The 25,844-nt window shown below is 42.2% G+C and carries 28 protein-coding genes; 9 read left to right on the top strand and 19 right to left on the bottom strand.

Annotated features, from left to right (window positions below):
• Positions 1-55 precede the first annotated feature (55 nt).
• Entirely contained in the window at positions 56-1,243 is a 1,188-nt protein-coding gene (locus tag JOC78_RS06240; RefSeq protein ID WP_204553640.1) for an acetyl-CoA C-acetyltransferase, read from the bottom strand.
• Between the two features lie 237 nt (positions 1,244-1,480).
• Complete coding sequence (locus JOC78_RS06235; RefSeq protein ID WP_204553639.1) at positions 1,481-3,721, bottom strand: (Fe-S)-binding protein; 2,241 nt, start codon at positions 3,719-3,721, stop codon at positions 1,481-1,483.
• A 233-nt stretch (positions 3,722-3,954) separates the two neighbouring features.
• Here JOC78_RS06235 and cls point away from each other — a divergent pair, with 233 nt between their 5' ends.
• The gene (cls, locus tag JOC78_RS06230; RefSeq protein ID WP_204553638.1) at positions 3,955-5,157 is read left to right on the top strand and encodes a cardiolipin synthase; all 1,203 of its coding nucleotides are present in this window, start codon (positions 3,955-3,957) and stop codon (positions 5,155-5,157) included.
• Between the two features lie 85 nt (positions 5,158-5,242).
• On the opposite strand, the gene JOC78_RS06225 is transcribed toward cls, so the two are convergent.
• From JOC78_RS06225 to JOC78_RS06215, 3 genes are all read right to left on the bottom strand, one after another.
• The gene (locus JOC78_RS06225) at positions 5,243-5,440 is read right to left on the bottom strand and encodes a cold-shock protein (protein ID WP_204553637.1); all 198 of its coding nucleotides are present in this window, start codon (positions 5,438-5,440) and stop codon (positions 5,243-5,245) included.
• A gap of 219 nt (positions 5,441-5,659) precedes the next feature.
• Positions 5,660-7,330, bottom strand: a complete 1,671-nt coding sequence (argS, locus tag JOC78_RS06220) for an arginine--tRNA ligase (RefSeq protein WP_204553636.1) — start codon at positions 7,328-7,330, stop codon at positions 5,660-5,662.
• Positions 7,331-7,334: 4 nt separating this feature from the next.
• A complete protein-coding gene (locus JOC78_RS06215; RefSeq protein ID WP_239587027.1) occupies positions 7,335-7,787 on the bottom strand; it encodes a YwiB family protein in 453 nt (150 codons plus the stop codon).
• A gap of 170 nt (positions 7,788-7,957) precedes the next feature.
• On the opposite strand from JOC78_RS06215, the gene JOC78_RS06210 reads away from it, so the two are divergent.
• Positions 7,958-8,299, top strand: a complete 342-nt coding sequence (locus JOC78_RS06210; RefSeq protein ID WP_204553634.1) for a hydrolase — start codon at positions 7,958-7,960, stop codon at positions 8,297-8,299.
• 109 nt (positions 8,300-8,408) lie between these two features.
• Here the strand turns inward: JOC78_RS06210 and speB are convergent, their stop codons facing one another.
• Together speB and speE are read right to left on the bottom strand one after the other, a co-directional pair.
• Positions 8,409-9,281, bottom strand: coding sequence for an agmatinase (gene speB, locus JOC78_RS06205; protein WP_204553633.1), 873 nt, complete (start codon positions 9,279-9,281; stop codon positions 8,409-8,411).
• Between the two features lie 22 nt (positions 9,282-9,303).
• Positions 9,304-10,134, bottom strand: coding sequence for a spermidine synthase (gene speE, locus JOC78_RS06200; RefSeq protein ID WP_204553632.1), 831 nt, complete (start codon positions 10,132-10,134; stop codon positions 9,304-9,306).
• A gap of 197 nt (positions 10,135-10,331) precedes the next feature.
• Here speE and JOC78_RS06195 point away from each other — a divergent pair, with 197 nt between their 5' ends.
• Positions 10,332-12,389 carry a transglycosylase domain-containing protein gene (locus tag JOC78_RS06195; protein ID WP_204553631.1) on the top strand — a complete coding sequence of 686 codons (2,058 nt, stop codon included), beginning with the start codon at positions 10,332-10,334 and terminating at the stop codon, positions 12,387-12,389.
• A gap of 699 nt (positions 12,390-13,088) precedes the next feature.
• On the opposite strand, the gene JOC78_RS06190 is transcribed toward JOC78_RS06195, so the two are convergent.
• Both JOC78_RS06190 and JOC78_RS06185 read right to left on the bottom strand, forming a co-directional pair.
• The gene (locus JOC78_RS06190; protein WP_204553630.1) at positions 13,089-13,592 is read right to left on the bottom strand and encodes a YwhD family protein; all 504 of its coding nucleotides are present in this window, start codon (positions 13,590-13,592) and stop codon (positions 13,089-13,091) included.
• Between the two features lie 28 nt (positions 13,593-13,620).
• The gene (locus JOC78_RS06185; RefSeq protein WP_204553629.1) at positions 13,621-14,265 is read right to left on the bottom strand and encodes a site-2 protease family protein; all 645 of its coding nucleotides are present in this window, start codon (positions 14,263-14,265) and stop codon (positions 13,621-13,623) included.
• A 199-nt stretch (positions 14,266-14,464) separates the two neighbouring features.
• Between JOC78_RS06185 and JOC78_RS06180 the strand changes: the two genes are divergently transcribed.
• A complete protein-coding gene (locus tag JOC78_RS06180; protein WP_204553628.1) occupies positions 14,465-14,653 on the top strand; it encodes a 2-hydroxymuconate tautomerase in 189 nt (62 codons plus the stop codon).
• Between the two features lie 51 nt (positions 14,654-14,704).
• Here JOC78_RS06180 and JOC78_RS06175 read toward each other — a convergent pair whose 3' ends face one another.
• The 3 genes from JOC78_RS06175 to JOC78_RS06165 form a co-directional block, all read right to left on the bottom strand.
• Positions 14,705-15,211: a YwgA family protein gene (locus tag JOC78_RS06175; RefSeq protein WP_204553627.1), complete on the bottom strand. Its 507-nt coding sequence runs from the start codon at positions 15,209-15,211 to the stop codon at positions 14,705-14,707.
• A gap of 34 nt (positions 15,212-15,245) precedes the next feature.
• Positions 15,246-16,544 (bottom strand): HD domain-containing protein, encoded by a 1,299-nt coding sequence (locus tag JOC78_RS06170; protein ID WP_204553626.1) that lies wholly within the window; start codon positions 16,542-16,544, stop codon positions 15,246-15,248.
• A 203-nt stretch (positions 16,545-16,747) separates the two neighbouring features.
• Complete coding sequence (locus tag JOC78_RS06165) at positions 16,748-16,972, bottom strand: YuzB family protein (RefSeq protein WP_204553625.1); 225 nt, start codon at positions 16,970-16,972, stop codon at positions 16,748-16,750.
• A 216-nt stretch (positions 16,973-17,188) separates the two neighbouring features.
• Here JOC78_RS06165 and JOC78_RS06160 point away from each other — a divergent pair, with 216 nt between their 5' ends.
• A complete protein-coding gene (locus JOC78_RS06160; RefSeq protein ID WP_204553624.1) occupies positions 17,189-17,887 on the top strand; it encodes an RsfA family transcriptional regulator in 699 nt (232 codons plus the stop codon).
• Positions 17,888-17,965: 78 nt separating this feature from the next.
• On the opposite strand, the gene lipL is transcribed toward JOC78_RS06160, so the two are convergent.
• Positions 17,966-18,808 (bottom strand): octanoyl-[GcvH]:protein N-octanoyltransferase, encoded by an 843-nt coding sequence (gene lipL / locus JOC78_RS06155; protein ID WP_204553623.1) that lies wholly within the window; start codon positions 18,806-18,808, stop codon positions 17,966-17,968.
• Positions 18,809-18,888: 80 nt separating this feature from the next.
• On the bottom strand, positions 18,889-19,860 hold the full coding sequence (gene pta / locus JOC78_RS06150) for a phosphate acetyltransferase (RefSeq protein WP_204553622.1): 972 nt from the start codon (positions 19,858-19,860) through the stop codon (positions 18,889-18,891).
• A gap of 246 nt (positions 19,861-20,106) precedes the next feature.
• Here pta and hemQ point away from each other — a divergent pair, with 246 nt between their 5' ends.
• The 3 genes from hemQ (at position 20,107) to gerQ (ending at position 21,915) form a co-directional block, all read left to right on the top strand.
• Positions 20,107-20,853: a hydrogen peroxide-dependent heme synthase gene (gene hemQ / locus JOC78_RS06145; RefSeq protein ID WP_204553621.1), complete on the top strand. Its 747-nt coding sequence runs from the start codon at positions 20,107-20,109 to the stop codon at positions 20,851-20,853.
• Positions 20,854-21,043: 190 nt separating this feature from the next.
• Positions 21,044-21,463 (top strand): cell wall hydrolase, encoded by a 420-nt coding sequence (locus JOC78_RS06140; RefSeq protein ID WP_204553620.1) that lies wholly within the window; start codon positions 21,044-21,046, stop codon positions 21,461-21,463.
• Between the two features lie 29 nt (positions 21,464-21,492).
• Positions 21,493-21,915, top strand: coding sequence for a spore coat protein GerQ (gerQ, locus tag JOC78_RS06135; protein WP_204553619.1), 423 nt, complete (start codon positions 21,493-21,495; stop codon positions 21,913-21,915).
• 140 nt (positions 21,916-22,055) lie between these two features.
• Here gerQ and JOC78_RS06130 read toward each other — a convergent pair whose 3' ends face one another.
• From JOC78_RS06130 to JOC78_RS06110, 5 genes are all read right to left on the bottom strand, one after another.
• Entirely contained in the window at positions 22,056-22,424 is a 369-nt protein-coding gene (locus JOC78_RS06130) for a DUF423 domain-containing protein (protein WP_204553618.1), read from the bottom strand.
• 14 nt (positions 22,425-22,438) lie between these two features.
• The gene (locus JOC78_RS06125) at positions 22,439-22,735 is read right to left on the bottom strand and encodes a YwdI family protein (RefSeq protein WP_204553617.1); all 297 of its coding nucleotides are present in this window, start codon (positions 22,733-22,735) and stop codon (positions 22,439-22,441) included.
• A gap of 14 nt (positions 22,736-22,749) precedes the next feature.
• Entirely contained in the window at positions 22,750-23,763 is a 1,014-nt protein-coding gene (locus tag JOC78_RS06120) for a potassium channel family protein (RefSeq protein WP_239587026.1), read from the bottom strand.
• 3 nt (positions 23,764-23,766) lie between these two features.
• Positions 23,767-23,946 (bottom strand): uracil-DNA glycosylase, encoded by a 180-nt coding sequence (locus JOC78_RS06115; protein WP_204553616.1) that lies wholly within the window; start codon positions 23,944-23,946, stop codon positions 23,767-23,769.
• 152 nt (positions 23,947-24,098) lie between these two features.
• Positions 24,099-24,782 (bottom strand): uracil-DNA glycosylase, encoded by a 684-nt coding sequence (locus JOC78_RS06110; RefSeq protein WP_204553615.1) that lies wholly within the window; start codon positions 24,780-24,782, stop codon positions 24,099-24,101.
• Between the two features lie 221 nt (positions 24,783-25,003).
• Between JOC78_RS06110 and pdxK the strand changes: the two genes are divergently transcribed.
• Positions 25,004-25,813 (top strand): pyridoxine/pyridoxal/pyridoxamine kinase, encoded by an 810-nt coding sequence (gene pdxK / locus JOC78_RS06105; RefSeq protein ID WP_204553614.1) that lies wholly within the window; start codon positions 25,004-25,006, stop codon positions 25,811-25,813.
• Positions 25,814-25,844: the final 31 nt, after the last annotated feature.

Here is a 25,844-nt window from a genome sequence, read left to right as displayed (position 1 = left end):
TAAAAAAAGGAATAGTTATGTACCTTTCTTTGTGCCTCCTCTAGTCTAGTTTCAATTAGCTGCCTTTAACCTCGATCATAATGGCGTCGCCCTGGCCTCCGCCTGAGCAGATCGCTGCTACACCAATACCGCCGCCGCGGCGTTTTAATTCGTAAGCCAATGTTAAAATAATTCGCGCTCCGCTTGCTCCGATTGGGTGTCCTAGTGCAACTGCCCCTCCGTTTACATTGACCTTTTCAGGATCAAGATCCGCAATTTTTCCGCTGGCTAAAGCCACCGCAGCAAAGGCTTCGTTAATTTCAAATAAGTCGATTTCTTCAAGAGACTTTCCAGTTTTCTTTAAGATTTCATTAATAACAAGCCCTGGCGTTTGCGGAAAATTCTTTGCTTCAACAGCCACTTCTGCATGGCCAATCACTGTAGCTAAAGGTGTTTTTCCTTCTTTTTCAGCACGCTCATCGCTCATTAATACAAGTGCGCCTGCTCCATCATTAATGCCAGGTGCATTTCCTGCTGTAATCGTGCCGTCTTTGCCGAATGCCGGACGCAGTTTTTCAAGCACTTCTTTCGTTGTATCTTTACGAGGCGCTTCGTCTTGTGTCACAACGACTGGCTCCCCTTTTCGCTGCGGCACTTCTACTGCTACGATTTCTTCTTCAAACTTGCCTGCTTCCATAGCTGCTACTGCGCGCTCATGGCTGCGTACTGCCCAATCATCTTGCTCTTCTCTCGTTAAGTTAAACTCTTCTGCTGTGCTGTTTCCGTAATTACCCATGTGCACACCTGTAAAGCTGCAAGATAATCCGTCATGAATCATCAAGTCGACAAGCTTAGATTCACCCATTCTTAATCCCCAGCGAGCTTTTGGCATCGCATAAGGCGCATTAGACATTGATTCCATTCCGCCAGCAACAATGATTTCTTCATCGCCTGCACGGATGATTTGATCCGCTAACGTGACACTGCGAAGACCGGATGCACACACTTTGTTAATTGTTTCTGTTTTCACTTCCCATGGAATTCCTGCTTCTCTCGCTGCCTGTCTTGAAGGAATTTGTCCTTGTCCGGCTTGCAATACGTTGCCAAAGATCAGTTCGTCTACTTGATCGGCACTGACACCCGCACGTTTTAATGCTTCTTTAATCGCAACTCCGCCAAGCTGTGAAGCTGTTAGAGAACTCATTACTCCTCCGAATTTTCCAAAAGGTGTACGTGCTCCATCAATAATTACTGTTTTTACCATTCTTTTCTCCTCCTTTAATTGTCTTTCCTCTGCTTATCGTAACCGTTTCCAATTTTGACTGAACGCTCGCTCGAAAGATTAACATAAAAAAAGGCGCGATGCCATTTTTTACTTCTCATACTGTTTATTTTAAAAGAAAATCCAATAAATTTAAATAATAAAATTGAAAATATTGAAAATTTATATTTTTACTTAGAAAGAAGGGGCTGCTCCCATTAGATCAACCCCTTTTTCTATTTAGTGAAGCGATGTTGGATTATTTTTTGCTGTTTCTTCAGAATCAGCTGGTGTTTCGTTCAGTTCGTTTTCTGCTTGAACCGTAACTTCCGTATCTGCCTCTGTTACTTCTTCTTCCTCTGGTTCTGCGACTGCTTGATAAGGGCCGAAGACCGCTTTTTCAAGAAGTTCCGCTACATCATATGTGGATACTGTTTCTTCCACTTCTTTCGCTTTCGTACCATCGGACAGCATCGTTAAGCAATACGGGCAGCCCGCACTGATCACAGATGGATTAACAGCCAAAGCTTGTTCGGTACGAGCCACATTGATTCGGTGACCTGTGTCTTCTTCCATCCACATTAAACCGCCGCCAGCTCCACAGCACATGCCTGTTTCGCGTTTGCGCTCCATCTCTACCAATTTCACACCAGGAATCGATTTTAATATCTCACGCGGAGGATCATACACGTCATTGTATCGTCCTAAGTAACAAGAGTCATGGAACGTGATCGTTTCATTTACCTCATATTGCGGTTTCAGCTTGCCTTCTTTGACTAACTGATCCAACAGTTCTGTATGGTGATACACTTCAGCTTTAAACCCTAATTCAGGGTACTCATTTTTAAAGATATTGTAGGCATGAGGATCAATCGTGACGATTTTCTTCACTTCATTTTTTTCAAGCTCAGCAATGTTGGCTGTTGCAAGCTCCTGGAATAAGAACTCGTTTCCTAAGCGGCGAGGCGTATCACCGGAATTCTTCTCTTTGTTCCCAAGAATGGCAAACTTGACGCCTGCTTCGTTTAATAATTTCGCGAAGGATAAAGCGATCTTCTGGCTTCGGCTGTCAAAGGCACCCATAGAACCAACCCATAGTAAGTAATCGAACTCTTCCCCTGCTTTTTTCATTTCTTTCACTGTTGGTACGCGAACATCATCGCGAAGGTCGCGCCAGTTTTCTTTCTCTTTACGGTTTAATCCCCAAGGATTTCCTTGACGTTCGATGTTTTGCATCGCGCGCTGGGCATCTGGATTCATTTTTCCTTCTGTTAATACGAGGTAACGGCGAAGGTCAATAATTTTATCCACATGTTCATTCATTACTGGACATTGATCTTCACAGTTTCGGCAAGTCGTACAAGCCCAAATCTCTTCTTCTGTAATGACATCGCCAATTAGACTCGGATGGTAAAGGTCCGCCGCTACTTCTGCTCCAGCTCCTTGTGCCGCACTCGCCATGGCCAGCTGATTGCCTTTCGTATTAGAAAAAGCAAATGCCGGAACCCAAGGCTGTTTACCTGTAACCGCAGCACCTGTCATCGTTAAGTTATCACGAAGCTTGACGATTAAATCCATTGGCGAAAGCATTTTTCCTGTTCCTGTAGCCGGGCACATGTTTGTACAGCGGCCGCATTCCACACAGGCATAAAAATCAATCATCTGTAGTTGATTAAAATCTTGAATTTTCCCTACCCCAAATGACTCTTGAGATTCATCTTCAAAGTCAATCGCTTTTAATGTCCCTGCCTGGTCCAGACGGTGGAAATATACATTGGCAGGCCCAGCAATTAAGTGAGCATGCTTTGATTGAGGAACATAAACTAAGAATGTTAATAGAACGAATAAATGAATCCACCATGACACGTAGAACACACCAATAGCCGGAAGCTTGCCAATTCCTGCAAATGCTACGGCAATGCTTGATGCTACAGGCTCCCACCACGTAAAGTGCACATCCTGTCCTTCATGCCAGATCAAGTCCATGCCATTTCCTACTAATACAGATAACATAAGCAATCCGATAAATATAAGAACTAGTCCACTTTTCCAGCCTCGTTTTAAACGGACAAGCTTCTCAATATAGCGGCGGTGGAAAGCCCAAACCACAGCGACTAGAATCACTAAAGTGACAATCTCCTGGAAGAACTTAAACCCCTCATATAATGGACCTAGAGGAAGATGCGCCCCTGGAACAATTCCTTTAATAATAAAATCAATAGCTCCTAGCTGAACAAGCAGAAAGCCGTAGAAAAACATGACGTGAATCGCACCGCTTTTCTTGTCCTTTAAAAGCTTTTTCTGTCCGAACACATACACCCAAATATTTTTAAGGCGCTCGCTTACGTTATTGTCAAATTCTTGTTTCTTGCCTAGTTTTATGAATTCGTATCGCGTTTTTAGCAAGTACACGAATAAATAGGCACCGTAAGCGATTACAAGAATGGTTGCAATTAAATTCACCCATAATAATCCATTCATACCCCGTTCTCTCCTTTCCAAGATGTCATCATCTTTGTCCCCCTTTTTCCGCAAACATTGCAAACAGAATAAATTTTCAGAATGTTTATATCTCTATTATATTATGAATGAGCATTCAGTCAACCAATTATTTAAAATAATTTAAAAATTTTCTTTCGCTCATCAATCCTATTTTTGTTTTTATATTTTTAGGGCAGACTACTTTTAATGATTTTATCGGAAGGACGAAGAACATGACTATAGCGGTGACCATTATTCTTCTTATACTTGTCTGGGTGTTCCTTGATCTATATCTTGGAAGGAAAAAAGCAAAAACCAAAGCCGTTGAGCGCTGTTATCCGGTCCGCCAAAGTCATATTTCTTTTTTCTGCAGCGGGACTGAACTGTTTGAGCAGCTCTATACAGATATACGCCAAGCCAAAGAAAGTATTTATACTTTATTTTACATTATTGAGAATGATGATTTCAGCAAAGAATACTTGCAGTTATTGAAAGAAAAAGCGGATGAAGGGGTAAAAATCTATTTATTAATGGACTGGCTCGGAAGCAGAAAAGTTCCAAAGTTCATGCTGAAGGAATTAAAGAACTCAGGAGTATGCACGGATTTTTTTGGAAAACCAAAATTTCCATTTCTCTTTTTCTCGCTTCAGCAGCGAAACCATCGGAAAATAACCGTGATTGATCATCAAATTGGCTATTTAGGCGGATTTAATGTTGGACGAGAATACATTAACCAGCATAAAAACCCTATGCTTTGTCCTTGGCGTGATTATCACCTGCGGCTGACCGGAGAAGGTGTAGCTGATCTTGAGCAAGAATTTTTGCATGACTGGAATCAAGAAGGCCGGCCTCAATTAAATAAAGACAGCCAGGTTGTTTATAAAGACAGCCAAGAAGCAGTGAATCATCAGATATTCCCTTCGCAAAATGGGGTTTTAGAAAAGAAATTCGCTGAATTGATTTCAGAGGCAAAAGATTTCATTTTTATCGGCTCACCTTATTTTGTACCCTCTAAACTGGTGTTTTCTCAGTTAATGCAAGCCATAGAAAGAGGCGTGAAAGTAACTGCATTAATTCCTAAGCATGCCGATCATCCTCTCGTTAAAGAAGGCTCTTATCCTTTTTTGCGTCAAATGCTCGCTAATGAAAATGTGGAAATCTATCAGTTTCAGAAAGGCTTCTATCATGCCAAGGTGTTAATGGTTGATGACCGAGTATGTGATATTGGCACGGCCAATTTCGATGAAAGAAGCTTTTCACTCAACTTTGAATGCAACTGCTTCATTTATAGCCCTGAATTCATGGAGAAGATCAAACCCGTCATTCAAAAAGATATAAAAAATTCCTATCGTTTAACGCAGTCTGATCTAGAGCGAACTAGCTGGGTGGGTAAAATAAAAGAAAATATTGCTTTCGTCTTGCGGCCTTACCTTTAGGGAAGTGCCGCTTAGGTATGGAAAGCAGCCTTTGAAAGAACGCAAAAAAGACTCCCAAAATTGGGAGTCTTTTTATTAGAACTGCTTACTTTTGAACGTTAGCAGCTTGAGGTCCACGTTGACCTTCTTCGATTTCGAAACGAACTGTTTGGCCTTCTTCAAGTGATTTGAAACCTTCGCCTTGAATAGCAGAGAAGTGTACGAATACGTCGTCTTGTCCTTCTACTTCAATGAAACCGAAACCTTTTTCTGCGTTGAACCATTTTACTGTACCTTGTACCATGTTAATTTCCTCCTGTGCGTGGATGAACCACAATCGTATTAATATTCTTGCTCTAGATATTCATTATAGACAAAAATCACTTTGTTTAGCCATTTTTCTAACATTCAATACCGAACAACAATAATTAAACTTAGTATAGCATGCCTATCTGAAAAAAGATAGCGATATGTGAAAACAGTTTTTAAAAAGTAAAAAATACCCAGGCGCTGCACGCAAGTTTTACATCTTTTCAGGTGCGGACACACCAATTAATTTAAGGGCATTTCTAAGCGTAATTTGGACCGCTTTGATTAGCAAAAGACGTGCTTTAGAAAGTTCTTCGTTGCTTGGATCAAGAACTTTCTCAGCATTATAGAAGCTATGGAATGCCGCAGCTAGCTCTTGCGTATAATTCGCGATTCGGTGCGGAATTCTCTTTTCCGCCGCTTCTGCTACGACTTGAGGGAAGTCTCCGATTTTCTTTAATAAATCGATTTCCTTCTCTGCTCCAATTAGAGATAAATCTGCTTCTGCATCAACTGTCAGGTTCTGCTCTTCTCCCTGGCGAAGAATGCTGCTGATCCGCGCATGGGCATATTGTGCATAATAGACTGGATTTTCATTGGACTCAGATACCGCTAAATCAAGGTCAAAGTCCATATGCGTGTCTCCGCTTCTCATCGCAAAGAAATAACGCACGGCGTCTAAGCCCACTTCTTCTACTAATTCACGCATCGTTACTGCTTTACCTGTCCGCTTGCTCATTTTCATTTTTTCACCATTTTTAAACAGGTGAACAAGCTGAATGACTTCTACTTCTAAGTTGTCTGCTTTAAACCCAAGCGCTTCAACCGCTGCTTTCATACGCGGAATATAGCCGTGGTGATCCGCTCCCCAGATATTGATGACTTTCTCATGGCCGCGCTCAAACTTATCTTTATGATAGGCGATATCAGGTGTTAAATACGTATACGTGCCATCATTCTTAATCAGCACGCGGTCTTTATCATCTCCGAATGGTGTAGAACGGAACCAAACTGCTCCCTCTTCCTCGTAGATATGGCCTAATTCGCGCAATGTAGCAAGGGCTTCATCGATCTTGCCATTTTCATATAAAGACGTTTCGGAATACCACACATCAAAATCGACGCGGAAATTCTTCAAGTCTGTTTTTAATTTTTCCATTTCATATTTCAAACCGTATTCTCTGAACGCTTTAAAACGTTCTTCTTCTGACATCTGAGCAAACTTGTCTCCGTGCTCTTCAGCAAGCTTTTGGCCAATCCCTACGATGTCTTTTCCGTGGTATCCATCTGCCGGCATTTCTTTATCTTGACCAAGCGCTTGGAAGTAACGAGCTTCTACTGATAAAGCCAAATTATGAATTTGGTTACCAGCATCGTTGATATAATATTCTCTCGTTACATCATAACCAGACATTTCCAGAACGTTACATAGAGAGTCACCGACCGCTGCTCCGCGGGCATGTCCTAAATGTAAATCTCCTGTCGGGTTGGCAGAAACAAACTCCACTTGGATTTTTTGATTGTTTCCTGCGTTCGTTTTTCCATACTGTTCATTTTCTTTCAAAACACCCGGCAACAGGTCACTTAAGTACTGATTATTCATGTAGAAGTTAATAAAACCAGGTCCTGCAATTTCGATCTTTTCAATAGATGCTTTTGTAGAATCAAAATTCTCTATTAATGCTTCAGCAATCATGCGAGGTGCTTTCTTAGCCACTCGAGCCAATTGCATCGCCATATTCGTTGCATAGTCCCCATGAGACTTATCTTTAGGCGCTTCTAAAATAACCGCAGGAATCTCTTCTTCTTTCGCAAGTTCCGCTTTTAATACCGCTGCTTTAATTTCCGCTTTTAAATCCTCTTGAACCTTTTCTGCAATATTCATTCTTTTACTCCTCCTTGTTTTCCAAGAATCGTATGCTCATCGAATACCGGCCAACCGGTGATCCTTGCATCATCAAGTGATAATTCAAATCAAAAGATCCTTCGAGCAATGATTGATTATATGTACGGCTAGAAACTAGCTTTTGTGTATCAGTCGTTAATAACAGTGTGCCATACTGACTTTCATAAGAACCGTTTAATTGTTCTTCAAGATTGAAAGCCAAACGCATCTTTACCGCACCGCTTCTAAGAATAAGTGCTTGTCCTTCAGAAAACTTGACAATCGTATGGATCGTTCCTTCTTCTTGAATTTCATCATACTTTAAGAAGTAAGATTGATTCTTTTGAATAAACGTCCCGATTAGTGACAATTCAAAGCTTTCCTTCTCACCTTCATGTTCCACGGTCGTTTTCAAATGAATACTTACAGGAATATGTGATGGCTGATCAGTGGCCAAGCTTTTCACGTCCTTTAATATTTTTCATCTCTATAACTAACTAATTATAAAAAGGTTCATTTAAAAATGCAATGAACAAGCGGAAAATAAAATTTTATCGCATCCCGTGGTTAAAGAATCGTCAATAGTGGTAATAACTTAAAAAGCCTAGTAAAAGAGGAGATGAAAGTATGGATGAACAAAGACGCGAATACTATGTAGATCCGGGCAGCAAAGAAGTGTTACCTAATACAGAAGGTGAAGGACATTTTCGCATTATGGCTACTGAACAGGAAGCAGCACATATTAGATCTGCATTTAATAAAGAATACAATGCCGAATTGGAAACCTTTGTCCGTGCCCATGTTCCCTTTCTTGACTATTCTAATGACAAAGCGGATGATCACTACGACCGTGAATTAATTACGGTGTATGCTTTAATCTATAAATTCGGTGATGCAGAAGCGCGCCGCCACATTGACGAAATGGGCATTCTCGGGAAATACAAGTTAAATGACCTAAAGGATTTTTAATCAAAATTGAGAGCACTTGTTGATATAAGAAAAACCGGAAATGTGCTGACATTTCCGGTTTTTTGTTCTCGATATTTAGAATATGAGCCAGTTCCGCAGAAACCGTCTCTTATTTCACCCAGCCTAACAGCATTTCGCGAATCAGCTTGCTCGCTGTATTAGCTGTTTGCTCAGACGCATCATAAACTGGAGCCACCTCTACTAGGTCTCCGCCTACAACGTTCACTTCTGAACGGGCGATCTCATGAATGGAAGCTAGTAATTCTCTTGATGTAATACCTCCGCAATCGACCGTTCCTGTACCAGGAGCGTGCGCAGGATCTAGCACATCAATATCAATTGTGACATACACCGGACGTCCGGCTAAAGTCGGCAGGATTTCTTTCAATGGCTCTAGCACATCAAATTTAGAAATATGCATGCCGTTCTCTTTTGCCCATTCGAATTCTTCCTTCATGCCTGAACGAATCCCGAATGAATAAACATTAGATGGTCCGATATGATCGGCAATTTTGCGAATTGGCGTAGAATGTGACAATGGCTCTCCTTCATACTCAGTACGCAAATCCGTGTGGGCGTCCATATGGATAATCGCTAAATCCGGATATTTCTTAGCCACGGCTTTCATCACCGGCCAAGAAACTAAATGCTCTCCACCCATACCAAGTGGGAATTTCCCATCCTCCAGCAAGCCGTCAATGTATTCTTCAATCATATCCAGGCTTCTTTGCGCATTTCCGAATGGAAGCGGGATATCCCCTGCATCATAATAATTAATCTCTTCAAGCTCACGGTCTAAATAGGCGCTGTATTCTTCTAGTCCGATAGATACTTCACGAATACGCGCCGGGCCGAAGCGAGACCCCGGGCGGTAGCTTACCGTCCAGTCCATCGGCATCCCGTATAATACGGCTTTGCTGTCTTCGTAGGTGGGATGGCTGCCAATAAATACTTTGCCAGAATAGGCTTCATCGAAACGCATGATCGTTCCCCGCTTTCTTCAATTATTCTGTTAAATCTTTAACGAACTTCGGAAGTACGAATGCTGCTTTATGAAGTTCTTTTGTATAATATTTCGTATTGATTTCATGGAAGCGGTCTTCGCTGATCTCTAGCGGATCGTGCTTTTTAGAACCGATTGTGAATGTCCACATTCCACTTGGGTAAGTTGGAATATTCGCTGTGTACAGACGAGTAATCGGGAAGATTTCTTTCACGTCACGCTGAACTTCGCGAATTAAGTCTGCTTTAAACCAAGGGTTGTCCGTTTGCGCGACAAAAATACCGTCTTCTTTTAATGCTTTAGAAATTCCAGCATAGAAGCCTTTTGTAAATAAGTTCGCAGCCGGCCCAACTGGTTCTGTGGAATCAACCATGATAACATCGTATTCATTTTCACTTTTAGCAATATGCATAAAACCGTCATCGACTTGCACATCAACGCGCTCGTTTTCTAATTCTCCTGCAATTTCAGGCAAGAATTTCTTTGAGAATTCAATGACTTTGCCATCGATATCGACAAGTGTCGCTTTTTTCACGCTTGGGTGTTTCAGCACTTCACGAATAACGCCGCCGTCTCCACCGCCGACAACTAATACGTTCTCAGGGTTCGGGTGAGTAAATAATGGAACGTGCGCCACCATTTCATGATAAACGAATTCATCTTTTTGAGACGTCATGACCATTCCATCTAAGAACAACATGTTGCCCCATTCTTCTGTTTCAGCCATTTCTAAATATTGAAAGTCTGTTTGCTCTGTATGCAGCGTCTTTTTAATTTTCATTGTAATGCCAAAAGCATCCGTTTGCTTTTCTGTATACCATAAACCACTCATATTCATCTTCCTTTCTCATTTGAGAGTACATTTATCCAAATAACATTATGCTCGATGTGTACTGAAAAAAGTATAGTAGAATACGGCAAAATTTCAAGTGAATTTTTTATTTCATAGAATATTTCCATTTGACGTTTAGTGACCAAGAGTTTTTTCCATACTAATAGTAATCTTATTCATAAGGCAGGTTAGCTTATATGACAGTCATTACCCTGTCAGCATCTCATAAAACAATTAAATGGATCCGCGCCTTTCTGTTTATCAGTTTCTTTCTGTGTATGTCTCTTATTCTGTTAGTTGGTGCAGGCTATCTTTATATAAAATATTTAGGAGAGCCTGAAATTGCTGTCCCGCAATCTACTCTCTATTTAGCAGGAGATGGTTCGGTCATTGGTGAAAGCCACGCCGGGGAAAAAAGGTACTGGGTGCAGCTGGATGAGATCTCTCCTGCTCTTATTGAAGCGACTCTGGCGGTGGAAGATCGAAAATTCTTTGACCACAGCGGCTTTGACTATAAGCGTATGGCTGGAGCAGCGATTGCTGACATTAAAGCGATGGCAAAAGTGCAGGGAGCGAGCACGATTACCCAGCAGTATGCCCGTAATTTATTCTTATCCCATGATAAAACGTGGAAACGCAAGCTGTCTGAAGCGGCTTATACGATGCGTTTGGAAATGAATTATTCAAAGGAGCAAATTTTAGAAGGCTATTTAAATACGATTTATTATGGTCACGGTGCTTACGGAATTGAAGCGGCGAGCCAATTTTATTTTGCGAAATCGGCGAGTCAGTTAAGTTTAGCAGAAGCAAGTCTATTAGCTGGTATTCCAAAAGGTCCTGGCATCTATTCACCTGTTGTCTCTTTAGAGAAAGCAAAAGAGCGGCAAAAGCTGATTCTCCGGGAAATGGTAAAAACTAAAGCTATTAACGACCAGCAAATGCAGCTGGCATCATCTGAGGCACTTGCCATCACTGGAAAACATCTTCATTCCAAATTTGAAATAGCTCCCTACTTTCGCGATACGGTTCAAAACATTTTAGCAAATAAATTAGGAATTGATAAACGAACAATTGACCTTGGAGGCCTTCGTGTATACACCACATTAAATGTTAAACATCAGCAGATTGCAGAAGAGGTTATGAAAGACACGATCGATGAACACTCTGACATTCAGCCTGGGTTTGTCGCGATTTCACCTAAGAATCATTATGTCACAGCTATGGTGGGCGGCCGTGATTACAATGAGAGTTCTTATAACCGGGCCGTACAGGCAATTAGGCAGCCCGGGTCCACTTTTAAGCCCTTCTTGTACTATGCAGCGTTAGAAAATGGCTTCACACCTGCGACCACACTTCGAAGTGAAGCGTCCACATTCCGTTATGACAATGGCCGAAGCATCTACACGCCACATAATTTTAATCATCGCTATGCGGAGAAAGAAGTGACGATGGAACAGGCACTGGCGGTTTCGGATAACGTCTACGCGGTGAAAACACACTTATTTTTAAAACCGAAAACACTTGTCGAAACGGCTAAGCGGTTCGGGATATCTACTACTTTACAAAAAGTACCTTCTCTCGCTCTTGGAACATCTGGAGTAAGGGTTCTTGATATGGTCAATGCCTACGCCACGATTGCGAACGGGGGGAAATACCAAGAGCCGATTTTTATCAAGCGGGTGGAGAATGCTTTTGGGGAAGTGATCTACGAGCATGAATCTGAACAGGAACAGCGATTTGATCCTCAGCAAACGGCGATCCTTACCCATATGATGACGGGCATGTTTGATAAACAGCTAAGCGGCTATGCCAAAGTGACAGGTCAATCACTTGCGCCTAAGATGACCAGACCCTATGCCGGAAAATCCGGATCGACGAAGTACGACTATTGGATGATCGGATTCACCCCGGAGCTGACGGCTGGAGTATGGACAGGTTATGACAACGGGGCAAACTTTACGAAGACCCAAGATAAGCCTTATGCAAAAAAAATCTGGATTGAATTTATGGAGCGGGCACACAAAGGCAAAAAAGCGAAGGATTTTGATACGCCAGATGGAGTCATAGCGGTCAATGTGAACCCGGAAAGCGGCCAAATTGCCGGAGACGGATGCCCCTCTTCCCGAACAATGTATTTCATTAAAGGAACCGAACCCGAAGAATACTGCGTAGAACACACCAAAAAGAAAAAACCAAAAGAAAAGAAAGCAGAAGAACCAGGCTGGCTAGAGCGATGGTTTCCGATGTTTAGGTAGAAAAGCAAAAGCCGTTTGCTCAGGTGTGAAGGGCAAATAGGCTTCTACCCTCAAGGCGTTTTGTGCCTTTAGGGTAGAAGATCTTTTGTCCCAAGCACCTAACGGCTTTTGCTAGACAATAAAGAAAAGCAAAACGTACTCGCCCAGGAGCGACAGGCAAATAGGCTATATTTTGAGTCAGATGGTGAATCGCCGATAGAATCTTAAAAGCCGCCGTTAGACAGCCTATAGGCGTTGATCCCCCGATAAAACACAAAGAAAATTCGGAGAAAATCAGGTTGTTTTTGCCTATTTATTCTAAAGTGATCCATCATCGGCTCATTTTTAAGGGGGAAGAATTGATTTTCAGTACCTTTACACGGATATCAGCAACTTTGGTCGGTTTATCGGCAACTTTGACCATATATCAGCAACTTCAACGACTTTATCAGCAACTTTGGCCATATATCAGCAACTTCGGTGAATTTATCGGCAACCGCCTAAATCATGGAGCGCGTAACGTCCACACGCTGCTCACTTGCATTTTTAGACAAACTAAAAAACCCCGGGTGTGCGTCCCGGGGTTTTTTAATGTCCTAGCTTATGCATTTTATGCATTGCCTTAAGTGTACTTTTTTTCCTATTATTCGGCAAGATGTGAACAATGATTTCAAAAAACGTTCAAACATTGTTCACTAAAAAGTAATATATTGGAACAAATTAAACACTCAAACCATTTTTTAATTCTTCGCTAGAATGCTCCCACATCTCTGCGTTATGAGATTGCAGGAAATCCTTCAGCACTTCCTTCGAACGGTCATCCATATGCTCAACAATAATCTGGCTTTTCAGCGATTTATCCATGCGGTTGACGTGCTCCGGAAGAGATTTATATCCCCGGCGAATCTCACGGTTAACAGTCATTTCGCAAGCCGTCACGCCTGCGTAAAAAGGACCCTCACCGCGATGGTCAATCGTCACCCACACAAGCCAGAAAGGTTTCGCATCAGGAACATCCTCTTTATTCGGAAGAAACTTAATTCCCTTCTCCACCGCACTGCGGGCATGCATAGCGCCTACATCAATGAAAGCTTCTCCCTCATTGACATCAATAAATACCGGCGACACATTTTCAAGGCTAAGCGCCCCTTTTCCGTACCCTTTATGTCCATCTGTCGGATCGTTTTTAATAATATTAAAGCCAACCTTTTTCTTCTTTTCCATGTAAAAAAACCTCCCCTTTCTCGCTTCATCAGCCAAACAATGTCATAAAAATGCTATTAAACCCCTGCAAGACAGCAGGCATGATCGTACTGAAAATTGGTTGAATCGTATATTGGTATAAAGGTGTAATGACTACGATTAAAAAGATGAGTGTCCCGTACTGTTCATATTGAGACAGTTTCACCCGCACAGACGCCGGCGATAAGTCCTCAATAATCCGATACCCGTCAAGCGGCGGGAATGGCAGCAAATTAAACACAAACAAGACGACATTCAGCCACACCATCATATTCAGCATGTCTAAGAAAAATGGAGGAATGCCTCCTCCCAGCGAAAAGAATAGAATCGCATAGGCAATCAGTGCAATAATAAAATTGCTCATCGGTCCTGCTAATGACACTAAAACACCAGCTAGACGCGGATTTTGAAAGTTACGGCGATCGACGGGTACAGGACGCGCCCACCCAAACCCCGCAATTAAAATTAAAATCGTTCCAATTGGGTCTAAATGCTGGATGGGATTTAACGTCAGCCTGCCTTGGTCTTTCGCTGTATCGTCCCCAAATTTATAGGCCACATACGCATGAGCAAATTCATGCACCGTAAAAGCCACAATGAGCGAGACCACCACAAATGGCAGCTCTTCTAATGAAAATGCTAAAAAACTCTCCAAATTATAAGCTCCTTTTACATAAATTATCCGTTACACAGCGATATTCCTGCTTTACGTTCTAGTCATTTCTTCATTTTAACTGATTTCCAGCTGAATATTCTACTATTTGCCTTTCCCTTTCAATGTTGCCTGTCCGGTCAGAAAAGAATACAATCTTACTTGAGTATGATTTTACATATTAGAAAAGGAGCGAATACAAATGCCATATGTAACTGTAAAGATGCTTGAAGGCCGCACAGAGGATCAAAAGAAAGCCTTAGCAGAAAAAGTAACCGCTGCAGTGAGCGAAACAACGGGAGCACCTCTTGAAAAAATTGCTGTCTTCATTGAAGAAATGCCTAAAAATCACTATGCCGTAGCAGGAAAGAGATTAAGCGACGAAGAATAGGCGCAGCTTGTAAAAAGGAGTTTGCAGATGACCGCAAACTCCTTTTATCTTTTAATGCGTCAATTGTTTGTTCAATTGTTCAATATAATCGTAAGCTTGGTCAATTTCTTCTTCTGTGTAGCGCTGCTTCCTTTTTAACGTAAAGATCTTATCCGCTACTTCTTCCCGGCTCAAGTGATCAAAGTAGAGCACCGTAGACACGAGTTCTAGAAATCTCGCACTTTGTCCATTCATTTCAGTCACGGTTTCCTTTAAAGAAGGAATAGCTACTTCCGTATGCTTCAAGAAGTCTGCTCCCTCTGGCGTCACTGTATAACGGTATTGATAGTAACCGCCCTTCTTTTCCCTCACTTCTTCAATAAACCCCATATTGCAAAGCTCTTCCACTCTTAGCGTTAATTCCTCAGAATAAGGCCCGTAAAAATGAAACTGAAACTTCTCCTGAAAGGGAAAAGAGATCTTTTTTGCGATATAAATCATTTTCTGCAGTTTCTTCCGTCCAGTAATTTCTCCGCAGGCAGCAAAGGCTCCCAGTAATTTTGCATGCTCTTTTAACACATTATTCAACTCCCGCTTCTTCATTCCCAAAAACTTAAATTTCCAATATGCTTTTTATCTGTCGTTTAATATTTCGCTTCGATGTTTCATCATCCAATAAATCCGCAGGAAAATATAACTTATGATCCGTTCTTCTTTTCCCTGAAATGGCATCGACAATATCTGATTCCCTTGACAGTTCCCGGAGCTCCTCGTTCTTCATCAGCAAATAAATAGGCAGTCGTTCTTCTTCTTCACCCGGCCGGTAGAAGTCATACGGCAAGTCCGAAGAAGAGTCAAACACAAGATAATAGTCCGGATCAATTCCGGCTTTTTTAAACAAAGATTCTAATTCACTATGTTTGCGGTACTCTTTCGCCGGATCAAATTCAACATATTTAAAAAGATTGCGGTTTACAAAACGCCGGCACAAATCACTTAAAATAGGATCTTCCTCTTCTTCCCACACTTGAAAATAATAGAGCATGACGGATTCATCCAGCTTTAAATAGTCCTTCAAGGTGTACTGCTCTTTAAAAATCGAATGGAAATGAAACGGATCTTGTTTAAATGTATAGCCATTCAAATAAAGTTCCTTAGCCCGGTGCAGAATCTTAGAAAGCAGCACTTCTGCACTTCTCGTCACCGGATGAAAGTAGACTTGCCAGTACATTTGGTAGCGGCTCATGATATAGTCTTCTACCGCATGCATTCCGCTTTGCTTAAAGACAACCTGATCTTCGCGCGGACGCATAATCCTCAAAATCCGTTCCATGTCAAAGTGGCCGTAGCTGACTCCTGTGAAATAGGCATCGCGCTGAAGATAGTCCATCCGGTCCGCATCAATCTGACTCGAAATTAAGCTGACAACCAGTTTATTTTCATACGTTTTCCCGATCACTTCCGCTACTTTTCCAGGGAAGGCCACGTCCACTTTTGCGAGCACTCGGTTCACTTCTGTCTCGCCTAAAATAATCATTTTCGTAAATTCTTCGTGGTCAAGATGAAAGACTTTTTCAAAGGAATGAGAGAACGGACCGTGCCCAACATCATGTAAAAGGGCCGCACATAAAGACAGCAAACGGTCTTCCACATTCCACTCTGGCCGTCCGGCAAACACGTCATCTACAATTCTGCGGACGATCTCGTAGACGCCAAGGGAATGGTTAAAGCGGCTGTGTTCAGCTCCGTGAAAAGTTAAGAAAGTCGTACCCAGCTGCCGAACCCGGCGCAGACGCTGAAACTCTTTTGTCCCAATCAAATCCCATATGACTTGATCTCTCACATGGACATACCGATGAACAGGGTCTTTAAATACCTTTTCTTCTTCTAGCTTTTTCTTTGAATATTCCATTCTGTACCCCCATTCCTAATCAATCATGTCTCCATTATAGCGAAAAATCCCCCGAATAGATGAACGGAACCTTGACAATTAGGAAGAAAAATAGGGGTCGCTGCATATACTTAATTACATCCTATAAAAATACTTTTTTTACTGACTTGAGCCAGACAAACAAAAAATCACCCTATCCAACGAGTCGGCAGGTGATTTCCAATTTATTTCTTTAGCTTTTTCTTTACTTTTTCCATCAGTTCATCTTCTGTCAGCGCTGCTAGTGGACGATTGTTGACAAAAGTAAATGTTTTTTTACGCCCAGGTCCGCAATAAGACTGACAGGCAATATCAATTGCCGCTTCCGGATCGATTTCCTTCAGCTTAGGCAACAGCGTTTTCAAGTTAACTGCCTGGCAGTCATCGCAAACTCGAAATTCGTTTGCCATCTATATACAATCCCTTCTTTTTTCAAAATGAAGCTAAACGGTATTTTACCTTGAATACGGCTCGTTTGCAAGTTTGCATAGAACCAGCATTAGGCTTCATACCAAGAAACAGTGAAACTATCAGAAAAAAATTATTTTTCATATTGTATAAAACTATTCCATTATGCCCATCCTGTAGCTAACAAACAATAAACAAATTAAGGGAGCTGAATAAACATGAAAAATAGACAAGATGCATGGTCTGAGGAGAATGATTTATTGCTAGCTGAAACGGTTCTTCGCCACGTTCGTGAAGGAAGTACACAATTAAACGCATTTGAAGAAGTTGGAGATCAATTAAATCGCACATCCGCTGCGTGCGGTTTCAGATGGAATGCCGTCGTCCGCCATCAATACGAGCAAGCTCTAAGTCTTGCAAAAAAACAAAGAAAACAACGCAATCGTCTGCTTGGAAAAGAACAAAGCGGTAAGAAGAAGCTACTCTACCAGCCACCGGCTCCATCGATCGAAGAAGTAGAAGCACTTGTCCAGCCGCTTGCAAGCGATACAGAAATAGCTGTTGAGCCTCTGTCGCTGCCTTTAAAGCCGTCCGCCTCTGAAACAAGTGAACTTTCACTAGAGAAAGTGATCGTTTTTCTGCAAAATATGGCAGGCACGCATTATCAGTCGGATCGTTTAAAACAAGAGAATGCAAGATTGAAGCAAGAGCTTGCCGCTATGAACCAAGAAAAGGAAAGGCTTGAAAGCCGCGTACGCCAGCTAGAACAAAATTCCGAAACGATGCAGGAAGATTACGAAACGCTTATGAAGATCATGAACCGTGCGAGAAAGCTGGTTCTATTCGATGAAGAAGATCCGAATACCACGGCCTTTAAGATGGATCGCAATGGAAACCTAGAGAAGATGGCCGAATAATAGATGGATGTGCCAGAGCTGTCTTCAATTGTTTGATCTCAGAGTTCAAACAATTGAAGGCAGCTCTTTCTTCCTTTCTCATTCAGTCAACAGTGCTTTTTCATTACGTTCTGTGACCCGCTGTAAATAGGCTTGGTACCACTCCAACTCCTGTTCTTGCAGAGAGCTCGCAAACAAATGGTCAGCAAATCCGTTCAGTGCGGTCAAAAAACGGAGCATGACATCTTGAACCGTTAATTCTTTTTGCAGAAGCTCTGACAGGGAAGCCATCGTTTCCGGCTTTATATCGGGGAATACCCACTTGGTTGCCTTTCCTTGCTTCCCAGCCTCATAAAACCGTCTGATCAGTTCCGCCCGTTCTGCCCCGCTTCCATTGATGCATAAATAAATCTGCACAGCGACACCATTTCGAAGGCGGCGCTGAGAGATGCCGGCAAATTTCTTTCCTCCGATACTTAAATCATAGCTGCCTGGACAATAGGAACCTACCACTTCAAACGCCTCAATCTCTACAGGGAATTCTTTAAACATTTGCTTGATTAACGAAAGCATAGCCTCATATCCGCGGTCGATATCAATTCCCTTTTCTGTATCAGGAAAGATCAGTGAAAGATTCAATACTCCTTCATCGAGAACTACAGCCAAACCGCCAGAATTGCGGACAATAACACGGAAGCCAGCGTCTTTTAACAGCTGCAATCCATCCTTAAGATCAGGCAGCTTCGTATCCTGTATTCCTAGCACAATCGTTTGATGATGAACCCAGGCTCTTGCAACAGCAGGACTTTGCCCTGCTCCCACAGATGTGCATAGCGTATCATCTGCGGCAAACGACTGCAGCGCATCGAACATCGGTCCGAGGCTTGATTGATCGATCAAACGCCATTCTCTTTGTCTTAACAGCTCTAACTCTTTACTCATCTGCCAATCTCCTTTACCTCACCCGAAAAATCTGTTCATTCTCTTAAAAAAAGCCGGCAACAGCCGGCTTTCTCTCTTTCTTATAAAGACTGTCCAGCTGTAATTAATGCCAGCTTGTACACGTCTTCTTCATTGCATCCGCGTGATAAATCATTTACTGGTGCATTTAATCCTTGAAGGATCGGACCGACCGCTTCAAAATTGCCTAAACGCTGAGCGATCTTGTACCCAATATTTCCTGCTTCCAAGCTTGGGAAGACAAACACATTTGCGTCCCCTTGAATATCAGAATCTGGCGCTTTCTTCTTCGCCACTGATGGAACGAATGCCGCATCAAATTGGAATTCGCCATCCACAAGCAATTCAGGCGCTTTCTCCTTCGCAAGACGAGCTGCCTCTACTACTCTTTCCGTTTCAGGAGACTTCGCAGATCCCTTCGTTGAGAAGCTTAACATAGCGACGCGAGGGTTAATATCAAACATTTCCGCCGTTTTCGCACTTTCAACCGCAATCTCCGCTAAATCCTGGCTGTCTGGAGAGATATTAATGGCACAGTCCGCAAACACATATTGTTCATCGCCGCGCACCATAATAAACACACCTGATGTTTTCGTTACACCCGGCTTCGTTTTGATAATCTGCAGGGCTGGGCGAACCGTATCCGCTGTCGAGTGAATCGCTCCGCTCACTAAGCCATGTGCAAGATTGTTATAAACGAGCATCGTTCCGAAATAATTTGCATCCATTAAAATTTGGCGTGCTTGTTCTTCCGTTGCTTTGCCTTTACGGCGTTCAACAAAAGATTGTACTAATTCATCCAACTTTTCATACGTACTAGGGTCATATATTTCGGTGCCTTCAAGAGAAAGGGAAAGTTCTGTCGCTTTTGCTTTTACTTCCTCTTCTTTACCAACTAAGATTGGTGTCAATATATTTTCAGCGGCTAAACGGCTGGCTGCTGTTAAAATTCGTTCATCTAATCCCTCAGGAAACACGATTTTTCTATCTGTTCCGCTTACCTTTTCTTTCAATGTTGTAAATAAGTTACTCAATGTATGTCCTCCTCATGTTTCATCCATTTTTAGCATACTCCACTCATAACAAAATTCAAGATAAAATGCTATTTTTTCAATTTCGCAGACAAAAGTTCTACTTTTCAAAAAATAATCTCGCCACTTTTTACTATTCCCAGCTATCCCTTAATTAATCATCAGGAAATAAGGAGTATGCTTCGAATTCACAGGTAAGTTTGTGATATATTAAGTAAGAAGACAAACTTTTACATAGGAGTGAATGACATGAGCGAAGCAGCAAAAACTCTAGATGGCTGGTATTCCCTGCATGATTTCAGGCTAATTGACTGGGCGACTTGGAAGATGCTTTCAAGTGATGAGCGCCAAACAGCAATTCATGAATTCCAAGGCTTCTTAAATAAATTGAACAAAGCACATGAGGCAAAAGAAGGCAGCCATGCATTCTACAGCATCGTCGGTCAAAAAGCCGATTTCATGCTGATGATTCTTCGTCCAACGATGGAAGAGTTAAATGCCATTGAAAACGAATTTAACAAATTGAAAATTGCCGAGTACACAATTCCTAGCTACTCATATGTATCAGTCGTTGAACTGAGCAATTACTTATCTTCTGAGGAAGACCCTTATCAAAATCCGCAAATCAGAGCTCGCCTGTATCCAGAGCTTCCAAAGGCGAAGCACATTTGCTTCTATCCAATGGATAAACGCCGCCAAGGCGAAGACAACTGGTACATGCTTCCGATGAAAGACCGCGGCGCTCTAATGAAAAGCCACGGCATGATCGGCCGCCAATACGCAGGTCTTGTTAAGCAAATCATCACTGGCTCCGTTGGTTTTGATGATTATGAGTGGGGCGTGACATTGTTTGCGGATGAAGTCCTTCAATTTAAGAAATTAGTTTATGAAATGCGCTTTGACGAAGTCAGCGCGCGTTACGGTGAGTTTGGCTCCTTCTTCGTTGGAAACTTGATGACAGAAGAAAAGCTTGCTCAAATGCTGCACGTTAATTAATCAATAAGATAAGCCGAAAATTTTAAGGTCACACTTAAAATTTTCGGCTTTTTTTCATGAGTAAAGAGGACAGTTGAACAGCCGAACTCAACGGCTGACATTTTATTTTATGAAAAAAGCCTGTCATGAATCACTAATTCGTACATACATATTAAGTGATAAGCCGTTCGAAAAAGTGAGGTGGAAGCGAATGGTTATTCCCTACAACGAGGAAGACGTCAAGCTTCTTGCGCGTTTAATGAGAGCTGAAGCAGAAGGTGAAGGCCAGCTGGGCATGCTGATGGTTGGAAATGTTGGAGTGAATCGCGTGCGCGCGGATTGCCTTGATTTTAAAGACATCCGGACTGTTAGAAACATGGTGTACCAGCGTCCTGGCGGCTTTGAAGCGACTCAAAAAGGCTACTTCTACCAAAGAGCTCGCCAGCAGGATATTGATTTAGCCCGTAAAACTATTAAAGGCGGACGCTATCATCCTGCTTCAAACTCTCTTTGGTTTTTCCGTCCAGAAGGCAACTGTCCTGCCCAATGGTACGGCCAAAATAATTCCGGCCGATTTAAATCGCATTGCTTTTTCACACCGCTTCAGTCTGCATGTCCTACGGTATATTAACTATAAATTTACGAGGAGGTTTTCTTACTATGCAATATCAAATGAATCCCTATCAAATGTACACAATGCCAAGCTATCAACAGGGTTACGGCTCCCCTTTTTACACAACTCCATCAGGCGGTGCGATTCCTGGGTCAGGAACTGGCTCGCAAATGCCAGGGCAGATGCTGCCTGTAGAGGAATCATATATTGAAAATATATTACGACTAAATCGAGGCAAAGTCGCTACTGTTTATATGACGTTCGAGAATAACTCAGAATGGAATGCGAAGGTATTTAAAGGTGTAATCGAAGCAGCCGGCCGTGACCATCTGATTCTAAGCGATCCCCAGACTGGAATGCGTTATTTACTGCCGATGATTTACTTAGATTACATCACATTTGATGAAGAAATTGAATATGAATATCCGTTTAACAACAACGTGCCGCTTACGAATTATCCGCCGAGATAATGACATCTAATTTATATTTATCCGCCCCGAAGACACGGACCTCTCCCTCGCTCTTCGGGGTTTTTCATTCATTGCCTCAAACAAAAACAACCTGAGTTCCTTGTAAGAACCCAGGCTGCCTTTAGTTATACATTAGTGAGTTAGCTTTTTACAACCGCCATAATTAATAATACCCATCCAGCCAAAAATGCTACGCCGCCGAGCGGAGTAATCGCACCTAACACACTAATCTTCGTCAATGTCAGTACATACAAGCTGCCTGAGAATAAAATAATTCCGATCAGCATCGCCCAGCCTGACCAGTTTAACAACGAGCTTGGTGAGATCTGGCCGATCAGGATTCCGACTAAAATCAGACCGGTTGCATGAAACATCTGGTATTGAACACCCGTTTTCCAAATATCTAAATATCTAGGTTCTACCTTTCCTTCTAAACCATGCGCACCGAATGCCCCTAATGCTACGGATAAGAAGGCATTAATTGCTCCAATTATAATAAAAACTTTCATTCATTCATCTCTCCTTAAAAATCAAAAATGGAATCACCATTCGCTCCGTCTTCTGTTTCCAGCTTCTCTTCTTGATTGATCGTTACCGCAGGTTTCTGTGGCAATGGCGATTGTACCATCGGCTGGATTTGCGGAGTGATGGAAGGCTTAAAACTTTGACTCCCTGTTTCACCAGGAGTATCTAACATGACTTCACACAATGTTTTGATCGTATATAAGTGCTGCTTTACGGAATCGCTCTTCTCTGCCTGTTTTGCTTTTCGCACTTCTTGTTCAATCCTGCTTAAAACAGACTGATGTGAAATATTCAATTTTGTCCCTCCTGTCAGCGTGTAATCTCTTTTTCAAATTGAAGAAGATCGTCATCAGAACCAAACACTATTATCTTATCATTAACCAGGAACCTGTCATCTGCTTTAGGCGTTCCCATCATGTTATCTTCTCTTAAAAGTGCCACAACTGTCACATTATATGTATTGCGTATATCTAATTCTTTTAATGAGCGGCCTGCGAGCAGCGATCCATCCTTCACTAAGATCTCCTCAATGCCATATTCATGGTGTCCGGCAGAAAGCACCATATCGATATACTGGACACTTAACGGTTTTAAAATCGACATCACCATCTGCTTGCCGCCAATTAAAGAAGGATTAATGACTCTGGAAGCACCTGCTGTTTTCAGCTTGGCAACCGTCGCTTCTCTTTCTGTACGGGCAATAATCTGAATATCCGGGTTCAAACCTTTGGCGGTTAACGTAATAAACACATTATCAGAATCACTTGGTAGCGTCGCAACTAAAGCAGAGGCACGATCAATCCCTGCTTCTTTTAGAACAGAATCCTCCGTCGCATCTCCGACAATATATAACTCTTCATTGTTTAAAAATTTATCAAGTGCCTCTTCATCTCTATCAATGAACACCGCTTGCATATCTTTTCTTTCCCTTGTATGTTCTAGGACCTGTTCACCGACACGGCCCAGCCCGCAGACAATGACATGATTTTCAAGACGATCAATTTTCTTCTTCATCTTCCTCACCCTCACTGACGTTGACAATTCTCCTTCGACGATTAAAGAAGCTATGGAACCAATGGAATAGGAAACCACCCCAACACTGACCGGTATAATAATGAGAGCAAACCATTTACCCGCATCCGTAACTGGAATGGTATCGCCATATCCGACGGTTAACACCGTAATCACTGTCAGCCAGAGCGCATCAAAAAAAGATAGCTGCTCAAAGTACATAAACCCAATGGTTCCGATCACATTCATACATAACATGAGAATGATGCTATTAATAAAATGAACATATCTCTTTCTTATATTAAATGGCATGGTTCATTTACCTTTTGGCTGTTTCGGAGAAAATTTATAGCAAGGGTGTCCTGATGCCTGCTGAACAACGATGGACGGCAGCTGCTTTGTCTTAAATCCATATGCTTTGCAGCCGCGCGGATTACGCTGATCCCATGTCACAAAAAAGTTTTTGCATTCAAAGCAATTGACTTTCTGCTGCAACTGATTCCCTCCTCACGTGCCCCCAACCTTTTTCTTCTTATTTTAACAAAAAATTATCTCTCATGACGTATTTCTTTTAAGTCCATATGTTCTGCCAATATAACCGTGTCGATAGCTGTCAATGTTCCACGTGAAACATCAGAATATGCTGATTATTCATTTAGAAGGCGACACCATTTGACAGGTTTCTCTCCTATTTCCTTTAAATATGCATTCGCTTGGGAAAATGGCGCGCTGCCAAAAAAGCCGCGTCTAGCTGAAAGCGGACTCGGATGCACAGATTGAATCACTCGATGTTTTGTCTCATCTATAAGTGCGAGCTTGGTTTGGGCAGGTCTTCCCCACAGAATGAACACAATAGGTTTCTCTCTGTCGTTGAGCGTTTGGATGACTGTATCGGTAAAGGTTTCCCAGCCTTTCCTGCGGTGAGAATGCGCTTCTCCCTGCCGAACTGTCAGCACCGTATTAAGCAGCAAAACACCTTGTTCGGCCCAAGGAAGCAAATTGCCGCTTGCCGGCATATCGCATTGAACGTCCGCTTGCAATTCCTTAAATATATTTCTTAATGAAGGCGGCAATGGAACATCCGGCATCACCGAAAAACTAAACCCGTGGGCCTGACCTGGTCCATGATAAGGATCTTGTCCTAAGATCACTACTTTCACGTCCTCATAAGGCGTATAGTGTAAAGCATTAAATATGTCATCCATCGCAGGATATATGACATGATTTGTATATTCTTCTTTTAAAAATTCCCTTAGCTTTAAATAATATGGCTTCGAAAATTCTTCCTCTAGTAATGGTGCCCAATCATTTGTCAGTATTTTTTTAGACATATAACCCCTCCTTACCTGTCTATGTTATACCCCACGGCGCCCATTTGACACTATTCTTTTCCCTTTAAAGAACTTAATGCATTCCTGCTAATTTCCAATCTGAAACTTTCTTCCTTGTGTTAAATGGTTTTATTTTTTAAAATATTATTACATATTAAATAATGAAGCCTCATACTTCTTCGTAATATGTTGGTTGATGAAATTTAGGAGGGTTTAACAACATGACAATGAAAAAGACATTAACAATTGCCGGTTCCGATACGAGCGGAGGCGCCGGCATTCAAGCAGATCTAAAAACATTCCAGGAGCATGGTGTATACGGTATGACGGCATTAACTACGGTCGTTACAATGGATCCCGATAACCATTGGCATCATGGTGTGCACCCGCTTTCTTTAGATACGTTGGAAGCACAATTAAAAACAGCGATGTCTGTTGGCATTGATGCACTTAAAACCGGAATGCTTGCTACACCTGAAATTATCGAACTTGCAGCCAAGCATATCAAGGCAAACGGCATCGATAAAGTCGTTATCGACCCGGTCATGGTATGTAAAGGGGAAGATGAAGTATTAAATCCTGAAACAACGGATGCGATGCGCGAATTCTTGCTTCCGATTGCAGCAGTTGTCACTCCGAACCTTTTTGAAGCGTGGCAGTTATCTGGAGTGGGGCCGATCCGCACAATTGAGGATATGAAAGCAGCAGCGGAGAAAATCCATGACCTCGGAGCAAAAAACGTGGTGATTAAAGGCGGCAAGCAGCTAGAGCATGAGAAAGCTGTTGATGTTTTCTACGATGGCTCAGAGTTTGCTGTTCTTGAAGCTGAAAAGGTAGAAACAACTTATAATCATGGAGCAGGCTGTACATTCGCCGCTGCCATTACTTCTAACTTGGCAAACGGACAGCCTGTTCATGAAGCTGTAGCCAATGCCAAAGAATTCGTGAATGCGGCGATCCGCCACGGATTTAAATTAAACCAATATGTAGGTCCCGTTATGCACGGCGCTTACAACAAAATGGACAAATAATGTTGAGGAAGAGGCTGTTGTAAACGGCCTC

It is taken from the genome of Bacillus ectoiniformans (assembly GCF_016908875.1).
GTDB classification, from domain to species: Bacteria; Bacillota; Bacilli; order Bacillales; family Domibacillaceae; genus Bacillus_BX; species Bacillus_BX ectoiniformans.
The sequence above is the reverse complement of the archived record's forward strand: the minus strand, read 5'-3'. Positions and strand labels throughout refer to the sequence as shown.